This window comes from Pseudazoarcus sp. NS20, assembly GCF_059703745.1.
In genome coordinates, this window is record NZ_BAAKIY010000003.1 from 400,217 (window position 1) to 415,394 (window position 15,178).

A 15,178-nucleotide genomic window follows, 5' to 3' on the forward strand; every position below is an offset into this window, starting at 1 on the left:
TTGCATGAACCCGCAGGGGCTGCCCCCTGCCCCTGCAGGAGTGTGCCAGCGATGATTTTCGACAAGCTGTTCCAGTTGATGTCCGAGAAACGCGCCTCGGACATTTTCATCAGTGCGGGTGCCCCGATCCACATCAAGGTTCAGGGCCACACCATGCCGATCAACCAGCAGATCATGGACCCCACCATGATCCGCAAGATGGTCGAAGAGCTGGTCACCCCGGAACAGCTTGCGAACTTCGACAAGGATCGCGAGCTCAACGTGTCGCGCGGCGCGCGCAACATCGGCAACTTCCGTATCAACGTGTTCTGGCAGCGCAACAGCATGGCTGTGGTGGTGCGCTTCATCCAGGGCGACATCCCGGGCATCGACACGCTCGGCCTGCCCGCGGTGCTGGGCGAGATGGTGCTGGAAAAGCGCGGGCTGATCCTGGTGGTCGGCTCTACCGGCTCAGGCAAGTCGACCACGCTGGCGTCGATGATCGATCACCGCAACCGCAGCCAGGCCGGGCACATCCTCACCGTCGAAGACCCCATCGAATACCTGTTCACCCACAAGAAATCGGTGGTGAACCAGCGTGAGGTGGGCATCGACACGCATTCCTGGAACGACGCCCTGCGCAACGCCATGCGGCAAGCGCCCGATTGCATCCTGATCGGCGAAATCCGCGACCGCGAAACCATGCAGGCCGCCTTGGCCTATTCGCAAACCGGGCACCTGTGTCTGGCAACACTGCACGCCAACAACGCTTATCACGCGCTCAACCGCATCGTTAACTTCTTCCCGCTGGAAAACCGCTCGCTGCTGTATCTCGACCTTGCCGTGGCCTTGAGATGCATCGTGTCGCAGCGGCTGGTGCGCAAGCCCGACGGGCAGCGCGTGCCGACGGTGGAGGTGCTGATGAACACCCGCCACATCGCCGAACTGATCGAAGCCGGCAACATCAGCGATATCAAGGAAGCGATGGAGCAAAGCCTGTCGGCCGGATCGCAGACTTTCGAACAGGATCTGTACCGCATGGTTCGCGACAAGGTCATCAGCCTCGACGAAGCGCTGGCCAACGCCGATTCGCCGAGCAACCTGCACTGGATCATCAACAACGCCCAGAACCGCGAAAGCCCCCACAATCCGGCGCGCAGCAGTGCGGCACCTGCACCTGACAATGCCTTCAGCGGCTTCCAGCTGAATACCGACGATCAGCCTTCGAATTGAGGCACCTCGCCCAGCATAGGTTTGCCGGGCGAGCTTTCAACCAACAGAGTTCTATGTCCGCATCTGCAGCCTCCCCTACTCTCGATCTTGCCTGCGACCTGATTGCACGCAATTCCGTAACGCCGGAAGACGCCGGCTGCCTGCCCGTGATCGCCGACCGTTTGGCACCGCTGGGCTTCCGCCTTGAGCGCATCGACGTGGGTGGCGTCAGCAACCTGTGGGCGAGACGCGGCACCGCGTCGCCCGTGCTGTGCTTTGCCGGCCACACTGATGTGGTGCCCACCGGCCCACTGGAAAAGTGGCACTCCAACCCCTTCCAACCCGAAATTCGCGACGGCAAGCTGTACGGCCGTGGCGCAGCCGACATGAAGACCTCCTTGGCGGCCTTCGTAACCGCCATCGAGGCATTTGTGGCTGAGCACCCCGACCACACGGGTTCGATCGCGCTACTGCTTACTTCGGATGAAGAAGGCATCGCCACGCACGGCACCGTCAAGGTCGTCGAAGCCTTGGGGGCGCGCGGCGAGACGCTCGATTACTGCATCGTCGGCGAGCCCACTTCGGTCAAGACGCTGGGTGACATGATCAAGAACGGCCGGCGCGGCTCGCTGTCGGGCACGATGCGCGTCAAGGGCAAGCAGGGTCATGTGGCCTACCCGCATCTGGCCGTGAACCCCATTCACAGCTTTGCGCCGGCACTTGCCGAACTCGCCGCCACGCATTGGGACGACGGCAACGAGTTCTTCCCGCCGACCACCTTCCAGGTGTCGAACGTCCACGCCGGGACCGGCGCCAACAACGTGATTCCGGGCGAATGCGAAGTGCTCTTCAACTTCCGCTTTGCATCCGTGACTACGGCGGACGAGCTCAAGACGCGCGTGATCGAGATACTCGACCGCCACGGCGTCGAATACGCCATCGACTGGCACCTGTCGGGCAAGCCCTACCTCACCGGCCGCGGCGATCTGGTCGCAGCACTGTCCGGCGCGATCCGCGACGTGGTGGGCCTTGAAACCGAACTGTCGACCACTGGTGGAACCTCGGACGGCCGCTTCATCGCCGACATCTGCCGCGAAGTCGTGGAATTCGGCCCGATCAACGCCACCATCCATCAACTCAACGAGTGCGTGCCGGTCGACTCCATCGAACCGCTGTCGGCCATTTACGCCCGCACCCTGAAGAACCTGCTTGCGAAGCCCTGAGATGCACAATCACGACTGCGAAGAAAATTGCGACCATCCCGAGCATGATCATGAGCATGTTCACGAACACGGCCCGCTGGCCGAGCTGGTGACGCTGCGCGACTGGTTGCGCTACGCCGTCACGCGCTTCAACCGTGGCGGCCTGCATTTCGGCCACGGCTGCACCGACGCCTACGACGAAGCCGTTTGGCTGCTGCTGCACACTCTGGCTTTGCCGCTCGACCGCCTTGAACCGTTCCTCGACGCCTGCATCACCGCTGAAGAGCGTGAGCAGCTCTTCGAGGCCATCGAGCGTCGCGCGAACGAGCGCATTCCGACCGCCTACTTGGTCAATGAAGCCTGGCTGGGCGACTTCCGCTTTTACGTCGATTCGCGCGTTATCGTGCCGCGCTCGTTTTTCGCTGAATTGCTCGGCGACGGCCTTTCGCCGTGGCTGCCCGAGCACGGCGAAGTGCATAGCACGCTGGATCTGTGCACTGGCTCGGGCTGCCTCGCCATCGTGATGGGTCACGTCTTCCCCAATGCCTACGTGGTCGGGGCTGACCTGTCGGACGATGCCCTCGCGGTTGCGCGTCGCAACGTCGAGGACTACGGCATGGGCGATCAGGTCGAGCTGGTCAAGAGCGATGTGTTTTCCGGCCTCGCCGGGCGTCGTTTCGACCTCATCGTGTCAAACCCGCCCTACGTCACGCAGGAGTCGATGGACGCCCTGCCCGCCGAGTACCTGCACGAGCCGCGCATGGCGCTGGCCGCCGGTGAAGACGGTCTCGATGTCGTGCGCCGCATCATTGCCGGGGCACGCGAGCACCTCACCGACGAAGGGGTGCTGGCCATTGAGGTCGGGCACAACCGTGATCTGGTGGAAGCCGCCTTCCCCGATCTACCGATGGTGTGGTTGCCCACCTCCGGTGGCGACGACATGGTCTTTCTGGTGCAGGCGCAAGACCTGCCCGAATAAGAAAACGGCGCCTCAGGGCGCCGTTTCTTTTTTTCGACCAAGCGCAGCCGGCTCAGTCCATCTCGTCGATCCAAGCTTGCTGGATGCCTTCGAGAATGCGCTCGCCGCAGCGCTTGGGATCGTCATCGAACTCCGGCAAGGCCACGACCCAGCTCATCAGATCGACGAAGTTGATCTTCAACGGATCAACGTCAGGGTGACGGTCAGCCAACTGGATGGCGATTTCCTGCACGTCGGTCCATTTCATCAGTGATGCTCCCGGGCCATGTTGATGGTGTAGCGCGGAATCTCGACCACCAGCGGCGTGTCGCCCACCTGCGCCTGGCACGACAACCGCGATTGCGGCTCCAGGCCCCAGGCCTTGTCGAGCAGGTCTTCTTCGAGTTCTGTGGCTTCGTTGAGCGAATTGAAGCCTTCGCGCACGACCACATGACAGGTGGTGCACGCGCAGGACTTCTCGCAGGCGTGCTCGATGTCGATGTCGTTGGCCAGCAGGCTGTCGCAGATGGTGGTGCCGGGCGCGGCTTCGATGACGGTGCCGTCCGGGCACAGTTCGGCATGCGGCAGGACGATGATCTGGGTCATAGGGTGATCTCGTTTACGTTGCGGCCGGCCAGCGCCGACCGGATGCTTTGGTCCATGCGGCGCGCGGCGAATTCGTCCGTCACGCGCCCCAGCGTTTCAATGCCGGCCTTGATGGCGCGGTGATCGGTGCCGTCGCGCAGCGTTTGCAAGGCGTCGACAGCCGCTTCGATTTCGGCTCGTTCGTCGTCGGACAACAGCTTGCCGTCCACCCACAAGGCGTGTTGCACGGCCTCAATGACGCGGTCGGCTTCGACGATCTGCTCGCGCAGCGCACGGGCGTTCATGTCGTCGCCGGCGTGCTCCATGCCGGCACGCAGCATGTCGGCAACCTCGTCGTCGGACAGCCCGTACGAAGGCTTCACGGCCACGCTGGCTTCGACGCCGGAGGACAACTCCTGTGCCGACACGGCCAACAAGCCGTCGGCGTCGACCTGGAAGCTCACGCGAATGCGCGCCGCGCCGGCCGTCATCGGCGGAATGCCGCGCAGTTCGAAACGTGCCAGCGAACGGCAGTCGGCCACCAACTCGCGTTCGCCCTGCACCACGTGAATGGCCATGGCGGTCTGGCCGTCCTTGAAGGTGGTGAATTCCTGTGCGCGGGCGATCGGCAAGGTGGCGTTGCGCGGCACGATGCGCTCCACCAAATCGCCCATGGTTTCGATACCGAGCGACAGCGGAATCACGTCGAGCAGCAGCCAGTCGTCGTCTTCGTGACGGTTGCCGGCCAATACGTTGGCCTGGATGGCCGCGCCCATGGCCACCACACGGTCAGGATCGAGGTTGTTGAGCGGCTCGCGCGCGAAGTAATCGGCCACGGCACGCTGGATCTGCGGCATGCGCGTGGCGCCGCCGACCATAACGACACCCTTGATATCTTCCGGCAGCAAATCGGCATCGCGCAGCGCCTTGCGCACCGGCGCAAGCGTGCGTTTGACCAGTGCTGCCGTGACGCGCTCGAAATCCTCGCGCGTGACGCTGATGTCGATCGACTCGCCATTGCTCAGCGTTGCGCGCACGTTGGCCTGCGCAGCATCCGTCAGCGCTTCCTTGGCACTGCGTGCGGCGTCGAGCAAGCGGCGTACGTCGTGCTCGTCGGTGAGCTGAATACCGGCCTGCTCGCACACCCAGGCGTACAGCGCATGATCGAAGTCGTCGCCACCCAGCGCACTGTCACCGTTGGTCGCCAGCACTTCGAAGATGCCGCGCGAGAGCTTGAGGATGGAGATGTCGAAGGTGCCACCACCCAGGTCGTACACTGCGTAGGTGCCTTCCGAGGCGTTGTCGAGGCCATAGGCTACGGCGGCGGCCGTGGGCTCATTGAGCAGGCGCAGCACGTTGAGGCCAGCGAGTTGGGCGGCGTCTTTGGTAGCCTGGCGTTGTGCGTCGTCGAAGTAGGCCGGCACGGTGATGACCACGCCGGTCAGCTCGCCGCCCAGGCTTTCTTCCGCACGGCGCGCCAGCGATCGCAGAATCTCGGCGGAAACTTCGACGGGGCTTTTGACGCCCTGTGCCGTGCGGATGCGCACCATGCCTTCGCTGTCGACGAAGTCATAGGGCATGGCGCCGGCATGCGTCACATCAGCGCGCCCGCGGCCCATGAATCGCTTGACTGAAATGATGGTGTTGCGCGGGTCTTCGGCTGCGCTGAGCGCCGCTTCCTGACCGACTTCCACGCGGCCATCGGCGTGGTAACGCACGACGGACGGCAGGATCACCCTGCCCTGTTCGTCGGGCAGGCAGTCGGTGGAGCCGCTGCGCACGCTCGCGACCAGCGAATTGGTGGTGCCGAGGTCGATGCCCGCCGCAAGACGATGCTTGTGCGGCTCGGCCGCAAAGCCGGGCTCGGCAATCTGAAGTAAAGCCATTAGTTGTCCAGCGCCTCGAGGGCGTCGTCAATTTCGTGTCGGAGCTTCTCGAGGAACATCAGGCGGCGCGCGATTTCGGCCGCGTCGCTCCAGGCCTGCTGCTCGTCGATGCAGCCTTCGAGCTCGCCAAGCAGTTCGCGCGTCTGATTGCGCAAGCGTTGGTGCAGGTGCTCCAGCTCGCCCGCGTCGGCAGCGCTTTCCGCTTCTTCGACCGCTTCGCGCCACTCCATCTGTTCCATCAGGAAGGCCGGCGACATGGCGGTGTTGGTTTCGGCGCCGACGTCGATGCCGGCCAGCTCGATCAGGTAGCGCGCACGCGGCAGTGGCGCCTTCAGCGTGCGGAAGGCCTCGTTGACGCGCGTGGCCCATTGCATTGCCCGACGCCGGTCGGCATCGGGCAAATGGGCATGGCGGTCGGGGTGAACACGCGTGTGAAGCTCGTGATAGGCCGCTTCCAGCGCCGCTTCCTCAATGCGGAAACGGCGTGGCAGCCCGAACAGCGCGAAGAAATCCTGCTGCAGGTCGGCGCTCATTGCTCAGACGTTGAAGCTCTCGCCACAACCACACGCGTCTTTGACGTTGGGGTTGTTGAACTTGAAGCCTTCGTTGAGCCCTTCACGCACGAAATCCAGCTCGGTGCCCTCAAGATACGGAAGGCTCTTGGGATCGACGATGACATTCACGCCGTGGCTCTCGAACACGAGATCCTCGGGTTGCTGCTCGTCGACGAACTCCAGCTTGTAGGCCATCCCCGAGCAGCCGCTCGTGCGCACACCGAGGCGGATGCCCAGGCCCTTGCCGCGCTTCGCGAGGTAGTTGCCGACGTGCTTGGCGGCTTTTTCGCTAAGGGTTACACCCATGATGCTGGCCTCCGCGTTCAGGATTCTTTCTTCTTCTTGTAGTCGGCCACAGCCGCCTTGATGGCGTCTTCGGCAAGAATCGAGCAGTGAATCTTGACCGGCGGCAGCGCCAGTTCTTCGGCGATGGCGGTGTTCTTGATCTCGAGTGCCTGATCGACCGTCTTGCCCTTGACCCACTCGGTCACGAGCGAGCTCGAGGCGATGGCCGAACCACAGCCGTAAGTCTTGAACTTGGCGTCTTCGATGATGCCGTCCGCGCCGACCTTGATCTGCAATTTCATCACGTCGCCACAGGCGGGCGCGCCGACCATGCCGGTACCTACGCCGTCATCGTCCTTGCCGAACGAACCGACGTTACGCGGGTTCTCGTAGTGGTCCAGAAGCTTTTCGCTGTATGCCATGGTAGATCTCCTTCAGTTGCCGGCCAGCTCAGTGAGCCGCCCATTGTACGGTATCGAGGTCGATGCCTTCCTGCACCATCTCCCACAGCGGGGAGAGTTCGCGCAGTTTGCCGATGCGCTTGCGCAGCAGATCGATGGTGAAATCGATTTCCTCGACGGTGGTGAAACGGCCGATCGTGAAGCGGATCGAGCTGTGGGCGAGTTCGTCGTTGCGGCCCAGTGCGCGCAGCACGTAGGACGGCTCCAGGCTGGCCGAGGTGCAGGCCGAGCCGGACGAAACGGCCACGTCCTTGATCGCCATGATCAGGGATTCGCCTTCGACATACGCGAAGGAGATGTTGAGGTTGTGCGGCACGCGGTGGTCGATGTCGCCGTTCACATACACGGCCTCCATGTCGCTGAAGCCGTTCATCAGGCGGTCACGCAACGAGCGGATGCGCTCGGCTTCGCTGTCCATTTCTTCGCGAGCGATGCGGAAGGCTTCGCCCATGCCGACGATCTGGTGCGTGGCCAGCGTGCCCGACCGCAGGCCGCGCTCATGACCACCGCCGTGCATCTGGGCTTCCAGGCGCACGCGCGGCTTGCGACGCACGTACAGCGCGCCGATGCCTTTCGGGCCGTAGGTCTTGTGTGCCGAGAACGACATCAGGTCGACCTTCAGCGTGTTCAGGTCGATGGCGACCTTGCCGGTAGCCTGCGCGGCATCGACGTGGAAGACGATGCCCTTCTCGCGACAGAGCTCACCGATTTCGGCGATGGGTTGCACCACGCCGATTTCGTTGTTCACCATCATCACCGAGATCACGATGGTGTCCGGGCGGATGGCCGCCTTGAGCACCTCGAGATCGACCAGGCCGTTTTCCTGCACGTCGAGGTAGGTGGCTTCAAAGCCCTGGCGCTCGAGTTCGCGCACGGTGTCCAGCACGGCCTTGTGCTCGGTCTTGAGCGTGATGATGTGCTTGCCCTTGCCCTTGTAGAACTGCGCCGCACCCTTGATGGCGAGGTTGTTCGACTCGGTGGCGCCGGAGGTCCACACGATTTCACGCGGGTCGGCACCGACCAGCGCAGCGACTTCGCCACGCGCGTCTTCAACGGCTTTCTCTGCTTCCCAGCCGTAGGCGTGCGAACGGCTCGCCGGGTTGCCGAACTGCTCGGTCAACCACGGGATCATCTTCGCCGCAACGCGCGGATCAACCGGCGTGGTGGCCGAGTAGTCGAGATAGATCGGGAACTTCAGCATCGCGTTTCTCCGTAAAACCGGTGTTGTCGTGTTCAAACCGCCATCGCGGTCAGGTTTTTCAATTCATGTACTTGCCGGGCGAACCCGACGGTGAAGCGTTCGATATCATCCGCGCCGGTGCTGCGGCCAAGGCTCAGACGCACTGCGTTGCGGGCGATGTCAGCCTCCACGCCCATGGCCGTCAGCGTGTGCGACGGCTCGGGATTGGCACTCGAGCAGGCCGAGCCACTGGCGCAGGCAAAGCCCGCGCGGTCCAGCTTGGCCACCAGGGTTTCGCCGTCGATACCTTCGATGGCAAAGAAGCTGGTGTTCGGCAGGCGCTCGGCATCGCGCGAAAAAATGCGCGCACCCAAGCCGGCCAGCGCCACTTCGAGTTGATCGCGCAGCGCCGCCAGACGGCGCGCTTCGCTTTCCCTGCGTTGCAAGGCCAGCTCGCTGGCCACGCCGAACCCCACGATGGCGGCAATGTTCTCGGTGCCCGAGCGCAAGCCGCGCTCGTGGCCACCGCCGGCAATCAGCGGCGCGAGTTCGACCCGTTTGTCGAGAATCAGTGCGCCGGTGCCCAGCGGGCCACCGATCTTGTGCGCCGACACGGTCATGCCATGCACGCCCAGGCGGCGGAAATTCACGTCGATCTTGCCCAGTCCCTGCACCGCATCGGTGTGGAACCAGGCGCCCACCCTGCCCGCCTCTGCGGCCAGATGCGCAATGTCCTGCAGCACGCCGGTTTCGTTGTTGGCGAGCATCACCGACACCAGCGCCGGGCGCGCGGCCAGCACGTCGGCCCAATCTGCAGCGTCGATTCGGCCGGCGGCATCCACGGCGATTTCACGCATCGTCCAGCCAGCGCGCAGCAACTGTTTAGCCGGCTCACGCACACACGGATGCTCGATGCCGCTGATTGCGATCAAGCCCGGCTTGCGGCATGCCGCGGCGCCCTTGATGAACAGGTTGTTGGCCTCGGAGCCGCCACTGGTGAACACCACCTCGGTGGCATGCGCACCGACGGCCGCAGCGACTTGCGCGCGGGCCTCGTCGATGGCGGCACGCGCCTGGCGACCGTACTCGTGCCGGCTCGAGGCGTTGCCGAAGCGCGTGCCGATCCAAGGCAGCATGGCTTCGCGCACCGCGGGGTCGAGCGGCGTTGTGGCGTTCCAGTCGAGGTAGGTCGGGGCAAACATGGCGTGGCTCAGACGGCCGCGGCCTCGCGCAGCGAAATTGTCGCGCGACGGCGCACGTCCTTGATGACGTTCACTTCGGGGTCGGCCTTGACCTCGTGATTCACCAACGCAGCAAGCGTGACCGAATCGAGGTACTCGTACATGCGCTTGTTGAGGTTGGTCCACAGGTCGTGCGTCATGCACGGACCGCGCTCTTCATGACAGTTCTGCTTGCCGCCGCACTGCGTGGCATCAAGCGGCTCATCCACCGCAACGATGATGTCGGCCACCGTGATGGTGCCCACGTCGCGTGCCAGACGATAGCCGCCGCCCGGGCCGCGCACGCTGGAAACCAGCTTGTAACGACGCAGCTTGCCAAAGAGCTGCTCAAGGTAAGACAGCGAAATTTTCTGCCGCTCGGCAATGCCCGCCAGGGTGACGGGCCCTTCGCCTTCACGCGATGCAAGATCGATCATCGCAGTCACTGCGAAGCGGCCTTTTGTGGTCAGTCTCATGGTGGGTCCTCGTGCTGGAAATCCGGTCGGGGAAATACCTGAATATTTCGGTCAACTATACGTTTCCCGACAAAAACGGTCAACTTCTTGCGCCCGCTTCAATCCACCATTTTCGATAGACGCTGCGCATCGAAATCATCGTCTTTTTCAATCGTTTCATCGATCTGGATACCCGCCTTCTGCAAGCGCTCGACCAGCAGGTGAAAGCGCTTGTCGGTCTCCACGGTGTGGTCGAGCAAGGCGTGCAGCGCCTTGGCCAGCGGGTCGTCCATGCCGCGCGTAACGCCGTAGGCCGAGAAACCGATCTGCTCGGCCTTCTTCTCGCGCTCGACATCGCGCTCGACATCGCGCTCGTCGCGCTCTTCCTTGCGTTCGCTGTCGAGGATGCGCGCCGGGTTGCCCACGGCGGTGGCACCGGCCGGCACCGGGCGGATCACCACCGCATTCGAGCCGATCTTGGCGCCATCGCCCACTTCAAAGCCGCCCAGCACCTTCGCGCCCGCGCCAACGACAACGCCGTTGCCGAGCGTCGGATGGCGCTTCTCACCGCGATACAGCGAGGTGCCGCCAAGCGTCACGGCCTGATAGATGGTGCAATCGTCCCCCACCACGGCGGTCTCCCCGATCACCACGCCCATGCCGTGGTCGATGAAGACGCGGCGGCCGATGACGGCACCCGGGTGAATCTCGATGCCGGTGAAGAAACGCCCCAGATGGCTGACGAAGCGGCCCAGCCAATACAACTCGCGCGTCCACGCCCAGTGCGCAACACGGTGCATCGCCAGGGCATGCACGCCGGGGTAACACGTCAGCACCTCCCAGGTCGAACGCGCGGCGGGGTCGCGCTCGCGGACGCTGGCGAGGTCTTCACGCAAACGGCTGAACATGGACGGTGTCTCCCGGTAAATCGCTCATGCCGCCATAGCTGCGGCCGAGCGCGCTGATTTCAATAGCCGAGTATTTTAATCAGGTTTGCGATGCAATGCAGCCACGATGCCGCGCAGGATGTTGATCTCGTCGCGCTCGAGGCGGATGCGGCCAAACAGACGGCGCAGGCGCGGCAGCAGGCGGCGCGAGGTGGCCGGGTCATAAAAGCCCGAATCGCGCATGGCGTCTTCGAGGTGACCGTAGAAGCCCTCTACGTCTTCAAAACGCGCAGCGTCTTCGGGCGGCGCATGCGGGGCTGATTCGTCCAGCGCGGCCATGCGCACTTCGTAGCACAGCAATTGCACGGCGGCCGCGAGGTTCAGCGACGAATACGCCGGATTAGCGGGAATCGTCACCGGCATGCCGCACAGCGCTACTTCGTCGTTGGTGAGGCCGCTCGATTCGGTGCCGAAGACCAGCGCCACCTCGCCGCCCTGTGCGTAGCGCACCAGTTCCGGCGCCGCCTGGCGCGGCATCTGCAGTGCCAGCGACAACTCGCGTCGGCGTGCAGTCAGCGCTGCCGAGAACACGGTGCCTTGCAGCGCATCGGCAAGCGTCGGCACCACCACAGCGGCATTCAGCACGTCGAGCGCACCGGAGGCACGCGCATCGGCGACCGGGTCGGGAAAGGAATCCGGTGCCACCAGCACGAGCTTCGAGAGCCCCATGGTCTTCATGGCGCGGGCCGTAGCACCGATGTTGCCGGGGTGGCTGGTGCGCGTGAGGACCACACGGATGCGGTCAAGAACGGAAGTGTCGTGCATCGAATGCCTGATTCAGGTCTCACGGTGCCGTTTTCGGGCCCGTAAGGAGGGGGTTTGCGGTTAGAATGCGCGGCTATTCAAGATCATCATTTCTGTGGTTTCCGATGGCGAAACCGCAGCAACCGAGAACCCGTTCCATGCATCCGACCCTGAACATCGCCGTCAAGGCAGCCCGCCGCGCCGCGAGCGTGATCAACCGCGCCTCGACTCAACTTGATCTGATCACCGTGCAATCGAAATCGCCCAATGATTTCGTCACCGAGGTGGATCGCGCGGCCGAACTTGCGATCATCGAAGTGCTGCGCGACGCCTATCCGGAGCACGCGATTCTAGCAGAGGAGTCGGGCCGCTCTGGCGACAGCGAGTACTGCTGGATCATCGACCCGCTCGACGGCACGACCAACTTCATCCACGGTTTTCCGCAGTACGCCATCTCGATCGCGCTGGCGCGCAACAACATGCTCGAGCAAGCCGTGGTCTATGATCCGGTGCGCAACGAGATGTTCACCGCCTCCAAAGGCGGCGGCGCTTTCCTGAACGATCGTCGCATCCGCGTCTCGCGCCGCATCAAGCTGATGGATTCGCTGATCGGAACTGGCTTTCCGTATCGCCAGAATGACAACATCGAGGCCTACATCGGCGCCTTCCGCGAGCTGACTCAGAAGACCTCGGGCATCCGCCGCCCGGGCGCCGCTGCGCTGGATCTAGCCTACGTGGCCTGCGGCCGCCTTGACGGCTTCTGGGAAGCCGGCCTGAGCCCGTGGGACATGGCTGCCGGTGCGCTGCTGATTCTCGAGGCCGGCGGTTTGGTGTCGGACTTCGCCGGTGACAGCGCCTACCTTGACACCGGCCGCATGGTGGCCGGCACGCCCAAGGTCTTTGCCCAACTGCTGCCGATCGTGCAAACGCACATGGGCACCAAATAAGTGCTCCATCCGCCTTGACCCAAACCACCGCCGTACCCGCTTTCGACGAAGCCTCCATCGCCGGCCACACGCCCTTGATGCTCCATCGTCACATTGTGATTTATTGAATTTTATTGTTCATGTGATTGTGAAAACCTTGATTAGCAAAGCCAATGGGAAGCCTTAACGACAGCACGTGACTGCAAATTGCGGAAATCGCTGCTTCCGGGCTTGTCCGTAGCTTTGAGAAAAGTCGCATTTGACACTCGAACACTGGGTCGAAATCCTGCTGAAACGTTCCCCACCATAAGAGCGCGCAGCAGACACTCAGGTTTGGTTTCCGTAAGAAGCATGGGTTCGAGAAAATGATAGTAACGTGCGAAAGTGCTGTTAATATTTACAGTTGTATGCGAAAAGGTTATCTTGTGGAGAATTGCTCTCTAAGCGCTCCGGGCATCGCTCCCCTTTTCTAGGAGTTAGCATCCGCGCGCGTAACACTGGGCCATCGGCGATTCCGTTCGCATTTCATGGCGCGAGAGTCGCGCTGTTTTCTTTCGTACGACGGAAATACAAAAACAACAACGTATGTCCGAGCGCAGACCTATTCCGGTAATCGACCTCTTCGCGGGCCCCGGCGGCCTCGGAGAAGGCTTCTCGTCGATCTTGGATGTTGACCGCATCCCCTACTTCTCTCTGAAAGTCTCGGCGGAGAAGGACGCGACGGCTCATAGAACACTGTCGCTACGTTCGCTTTACCGGAAGTTTCCAAAAGGTAAGGCTCCGGACTGCTACTACGATCATATTCGTGGGAACATCACTCGCGAGACCCTTTTCGCCCATCCCGACGCCGCCGAGGCTGGACGAGAGGCGCTGGAGGAGTCGCGCAACTTCGAACTCGGGAAGGACGACCCGGAGGATCTCGACCGTCGCATTCAGGCCGCTCTAGACGGTGCCGACGACTGGGTTCTGATAGGCGGTCCTCCGTGCCAAGCCTACTCGCTCGCCGGCCGCTCGCGACGCGCGCGCGAGTCGCTGGAGAAGTTCGAGAGCGACGAGAAGCACTTCTTATACCGGGAATACCTTCGGATCATCCGCAGGCACAAGCCAGCCGTCTTTGTGATGGAGAACGTGAAGGGAATGCTCTCGTCGCAGCACGGCGGCTCCCCCATCTTCGACCAAATCGTGGCCGACCTCTCCAAGCCGGGGGACGGCCTCGAATATCAGATTCGATCTCTCGTTAAACCGGGCTTCGCCGGGGAGATAGACCCGCACGACTTCGTCATCGAGGCGGAGCGTTACGGCGTTCCGCAGGGCCGACACCGGGTCATCCTGTTCGGGATTCGCGCGGACGTCGCGCGCTCGGTTCCCGAGCTGTCCTCGAAGCCGGAGGAATTCGTTCTGGGCAGCGAGAACATGAAGGTGTCCGTCGGCGAGGCTCTCTCCGGTCTTCCGTCTCTCAGGAGCAGGCTGTCGAAGGAACCTGACGGCCACGACAGGTGGCTCTCGGCTATCAGCCAGACGGTCGAGGAGCTTCGGTTCTATCGCTCGGAGACTTTGGAACCTGTCCTCGTGGAGATCAATCGAGCCGTCGAGGCCGCGCGTAGGCACGTATCCGTCGGGGGCCCCTTCCTGTCCTTCGACACCTCCCAGCATGAGATGCGCGACAGGCTCGCGGAGTGGTATATCGACGGGCGTCTGGGCGGCGTAATTCAGCACGAGACGCGCTCGCACATGCGCTCCGACCTTCACCGCTACCTCTTCGCCGCCGCCTACGGACGAGCGAAAGGCATTTCGCCCAAGATCGCCGACTTCCCTACCCCTCTGCTACCGAAGCACGACAACGTGTTGTCCGAGAAGGTGCCGTTCGCCGACCGCTTCCGGGTTCAATTGGAGGGTTCTTGGTCGTCCACCGTGGTCGCGCACATCGCCAAGGACGGGCACTACTTCATCCATCCCGATCCGTCTCAGTGCCGAAGCCTGACCGTGCGCGAGGCCGCCCGTCTTCAGACATTCCAGGACAACTACTTCTTCGCAGGCAACCGTACGGAGCAATACACGCAGGTAGGGAACGCGGTTCCGCCTCGCCTCGCTCGCAAGATCGCCGGCGTGGTGTTGAAGTTCATGGACGCCTGGAATCGGAGCAGAACTCCCCACTGACCTCCGAGCCGTCGATCCAGCGACGAAGTAGCTCGGGCAGAGCCTCCCTCGCTTCGACCGACCGCGTCGCGCACTCCCAGACCACCAGAACCCGCCACCCTGCGGAGAGCAGACCCTCCGTCGCTCGCGCATCCCGCTCGACGTTAGCCGCGAGCTTGGCCTCCCAGAACTCCCTGCGCGAGGCGGGGGTCTTCGCGTAGCGACAGCCCCGATGAGCGTGCCAGAAGCAGCCGTGCACGAACACTGCGACTCTACGCCCGGGCAGCACGACGTCGGGACGTACCGGCAGATCCTTGCGGTGCAGACGAAACCGGAAACCAGCGGCGAACAAGGCCTTTCGGACGATGATTTCCGGCTTCGTGTTTCTTCCTCCGATGCCGGACATCATCCGGCTTCTCGTCGCCGGGTCGACGACGTCGACCATCGA

General features: G+C 63.0%; 17 protein-coding genes. 5 read left to right on the forward strand and 12 right to left on the reverse strand.

Annotated features, from left to right (window positions below; translation table 11 throughout):
• Positions 1–51: 51 nt before the first annotated feature.
• Genes AC6H0W_RS10600 through prmB form a run of 3 tightly spaced genes read left to right on the forward strand, consistent with a single transcriptional unit; the run spans position 52 to position 3,372 of the window.
• Positions 52–1,212 (forward strand): PilT/PilU family type 4a pilus ATPase, encoded by a 1,161-nt coding sequence (locus AC6H0W_RS10600; protein WP_497577124.1) that lies wholly within the window; start codon positions 52–54, stop codon positions 1,210–1,212.
• 53 nt (positions 1,213–1,265) lie between these two features.
• Positions 1,266–2,414, forward strand: coding sequence for a succinyl-diaminopimelate desuccinylase (gene dapE / locus AC6H0W_RS10605; protein WP_497577125.1), 1,149 nt, complete (start codon positions 1,266–1,268; stop codon positions 2,412–2,414).
• Between the two features lies 1 nt (position 2,415).
• The gene (gene prmB / locus AC6H0W_RS10610) at positions 2,416–3,372 is read left to right on the forward strand and encodes a 50S ribosomal protein L3 N(5)-glutamine methyltransferase (protein WP_497577126.1); all 957 of its coding nucleotides are present in this window, start codon (positions 2,416–2,418) and stop codon (positions 3,370–3,372) included.
• 52 nt (positions 3,373–3,424) lie between these two features.
• Here the strand turns inward: prmB and iscX are convergent, their stop codons facing one another.
• The 11 genes from iscX to AC6H0W_RS10665 form a co-directional block, all read right to left on the reverse strand.
• On the reverse strand, positions 3,425–3,619 hold the full coding sequence (gene iscX / locus AC6H0W_RS10615) for a Fe-S cluster assembly protein IscX (RefSeq protein ID WP_497577127.1): 195 nt from the start codon (positions 3,617–3,619) through the stop codon (positions 3,425–3,427).
• Positions 3,619–3,957, reverse strand: coding sequence for an ISC system 2Fe-2S type ferredoxin (gene fdx / locus AC6H0W_RS10620; RefSeq protein WP_497577128.1), 339 nt, complete (start codon positions 3,955–3,957; stop codon positions 3,619–3,621). The genes iscX and fdx overlap by 1 nt, the downstream gene beginning before the upstream one ends.
• On the reverse strand, positions 3,954–5,822 hold the full coding sequence (gene hscA, locus AC6H0W_RS10625; RefSeq protein ID WP_497577129.1) for a Fe-S protein assembly chaperone HscA: 1,869 nt from the start codon (positions 5,820–5,822) through the stop codon (positions 3,954–3,956). The genes fdx and hscA overlap by 4 nt, the downstream gene beginning before the upstream one ends.
• Positions 5,822–6,355: a Fe-S protein assembly co-chaperone HscB gene (gene hscB, locus AC6H0W_RS10630; protein ID WP_497577130.1), complete on the reverse strand. Its 534-nt coding sequence runs from the start codon at positions 6,353–6,355 to the stop codon at positions 5,822–5,824. Before hscB ends, hscA begins: the two co-directional genes overlap by 1 nt.
• Before the next feature lie 3 nt (positions 6,356–6,358).
• Complete coding sequence (gene iscA, locus AC6H0W_RS10635) at positions 6,359–6,682, reverse strand: iron-sulfur cluster assembly protein IscA (RefSeq protein ID WP_497577131.1); 324 nt, start codon at positions 6,680–6,682, stop codon at positions 6,359–6,361.
• Positions 6,683–6,699: 17 nt separating this feature from the next.
• Positions 6,700–7,083 carry a Fe-S cluster assembly scaffold IscU gene (gene iscU, locus AC6H0W_RS10640; RefSeq protein ID WP_497577132.1) on the reverse strand — a complete coding sequence of 128 codons (384 nt, stop codon included), beginning with the start codon at positions 7,081–7,083 and terminating at the stop codon, positions 6,700–6,702.
• A 28-nt stretch (positions 7,084–7,111) separates the two neighbouring features.
• Complete coding sequence (locus AC6H0W_RS10645) at positions 7,112–8,323, reverse strand: IscS subfamily cysteine desulfurase (protein WP_497577133.1); 1,212 nt, start codon at positions 8,321–8,323, stop codon at positions 7,112–7,114.
• A gap of 32 nt (positions 8,324–8,355) precedes the next feature.
• Positions 8,356–9,504: a cysteine desulfurase family protein gene (locus AC6H0W_RS10650; RefSeq protein WP_497577134.1), complete on the reverse strand. Its 1,149-nt coding sequence runs from the start codon at positions 9,502–9,504 to the stop codon at positions 8,356–8,358.
• A gap of 8 nt (positions 9,505–9,512) precedes the next feature.
• Entirely contained in the window at positions 9,513–9,998 is a 486-nt protein-coding gene (locus AC6H0W_RS10655) for a Fe-S cluster assembly transcription factor (protein ID WP_497577135.1), read from the reverse strand.
• A 98-nt stretch (positions 9,999–10,096) separates the two neighbouring features.
• On the reverse strand, positions 10,097–10,906 hold the full coding sequence (cysE, locus tag AC6H0W_RS10660; RefSeq protein WP_497577347.1) for a serine O-acetyltransferase: 810 nt from the start codon (positions 10,904–10,906) through the stop codon (positions 10,097–10,099).
• 54 nt (positions 10,907–10,960) lie between these two features.
• Positions 10,961–11,689, reverse strand: a complete 729-nt coding sequence (locus tag AC6H0W_RS10665) for an RNA methyltransferase (RefSeq protein WP_497577136.1) — start codon at positions 11,687–11,689, stop codon at positions 10,961–10,963.
• A 137-nt stretch (positions 11,690–11,826) separates the two neighbouring features.
• On the opposite strand from AC6H0W_RS10665, the gene AC6H0W_RS10670 reads away from it, so the two are divergent.
• Together AC6H0W_RS10670 and AC6H0W_RS10675 are read left to right on the forward strand one after the other, a co-directional pair.
• On the forward strand, positions 11,827–12,615 hold the full coding sequence (locus AC6H0W_RS10670; protein ID WP_497577137.1) for an inositol monophosphatase family protein: 789 nt from the start codon (positions 11,827–11,829) through the stop codon (positions 12,613–12,615).
• Positions 12,616–13,179: 564 nt separating this feature from the next.
• Complete coding sequence (locus tag AC6H0W_RS10675) at positions 13,180–14,751, forward strand: DNA cytosine methyltransferase (RefSeq protein ID WP_497577138.1); 1,572 nt, start codon at positions 13,180–13,182, stop codon at positions 14,749–14,751.
• Here AC6H0W_RS10675 and AC6H0W_RS10680 read toward each other — a convergent pair.
• Positions 14,714–15,175 (reverse strand): very short patch repair endonuclease, encoded by a 462-nt coding sequence (locus tag AC6H0W_RS10680; protein ID WP_497577139.1) that lies wholly within the window; start codon positions 15,173–15,175, stop codon positions 14,714–14,716. The two genes, AC6H0W_RS10675 and AC6H0W_RS10680, sit on opposite strands and share 38 nt — an antisense overlap.
• Between the last annotated feature and the right edge of the window lie 3 nt (positions 15,176–15,178).

Bases quoted from the DNA above. Each gene is read 5' to 3' on its own strand.
- iscU (WP_497577132.1), bottom strand. From the start codon at position 7,083: ATGGCATACAGCGAAAAGCTTCTGGACCACTACGAGAACCCGCGTAAC.
- prmB (WP_497577126.1), top strand. From the start codon at position 2,416: ATGCACAATCACGACTGCGAAGAAAATTGCGACCATCCCGAGCATGAT.
- AC6H0W_RS10600 (WP_497577124.1), top strand. From the start codon at position 52: ATGATTTTCGACAAGCTGTTCCAGTTGATGTCCGAGAAACGCGCCTCG.
- AC6H0W_RS10680 (WP_497577139.1), bottom strand. From the start codon at position 15,175: ATGGTCGACGTCGTCGACCCGGCGACGAGAAGCCGGATGATGTCCGGC.
- iscA (WP_497577131.1), bottom strand. From the start codon at position 6,682: ATGGGTGTAACCCTTAGCGAAAAAGCCGCCAAGCACGTCGGCAACTAC.
- dapE (WP_497577125.1), top strand. From the start codon at position 1,266: ATGTCCGCATCTGCAGCCTCCCCTACTCTCGATCTTGCCTGCGACCTG.
- AC6H0W_RS10665 (WP_497577136.1), bottom strand. From the start codon at position 11,689: ATGCACGACACTTCCGTTCTTGACCGCATCCGTGTGGTCCTCACGCGC.
- AC6H0W_RS10645 (WP_497577133.1), bottom strand. From the start codon at position 8,323: ATGCTGAAGTTCCCGATCTATCTCGACTACTCGGCCACCACGCCGGTT.
- hscB (WP_497577130.1), bottom strand. From the start codon at position 6,355: ATGAGCGCCGACCTGCAGCAGGATTTCTTCGCGCTGTTCGGGCTGCCA.
- AC6H0W_RS10655 (WP_497577135.1), bottom strand. From the start codon at position 9,998: ATGAGACTGACCACAAAAGGCCGCTTCGCAGTGACTGCGATGATCGAT.
- fdx (WP_497577128.1), bottom strand. From the start codon at position 3,957: ATGACCCAGATCATCGTCCTGCCGCATGCCGAACTGTGCCCGGACGGC.
- AC6H0W_RS10675 (WP_497577138.1), top strand. From the start codon at position 13,180: ATGTCCGAGCGCAGACCTATTCCGGTAATCGACCTCTTCGCGGGCCCC.
- iscX (WP_497577127.1), bottom strand. From the start codon at position 3,619: ATGAAATGGACCGACGTGCAGGAAATCGCCATCCAGTTGGCTGACCGT.
- AC6H0W_RS10670 (WP_497577137.1), top strand. From the start codon at position 11,827: ATGCATCCGACCCTGAACATCGCCGTCAAGGCAGCCCGCCGCGCCGCG.
- hscA (WP_497577129.1), bottom strand. From the start codon at position 5,822: ATGGCTTTACTTCAGATTGCCGAGCCCGGCTTTGCGGCCGAGCCGCAC.
- AC6H0W_RS10650 (WP_497577134.1), bottom strand. From the start codon at position 9,504: ATGTTTGCCCCGACCTACCTCGACTGGAACGCCACAACGCCGCTCGAC.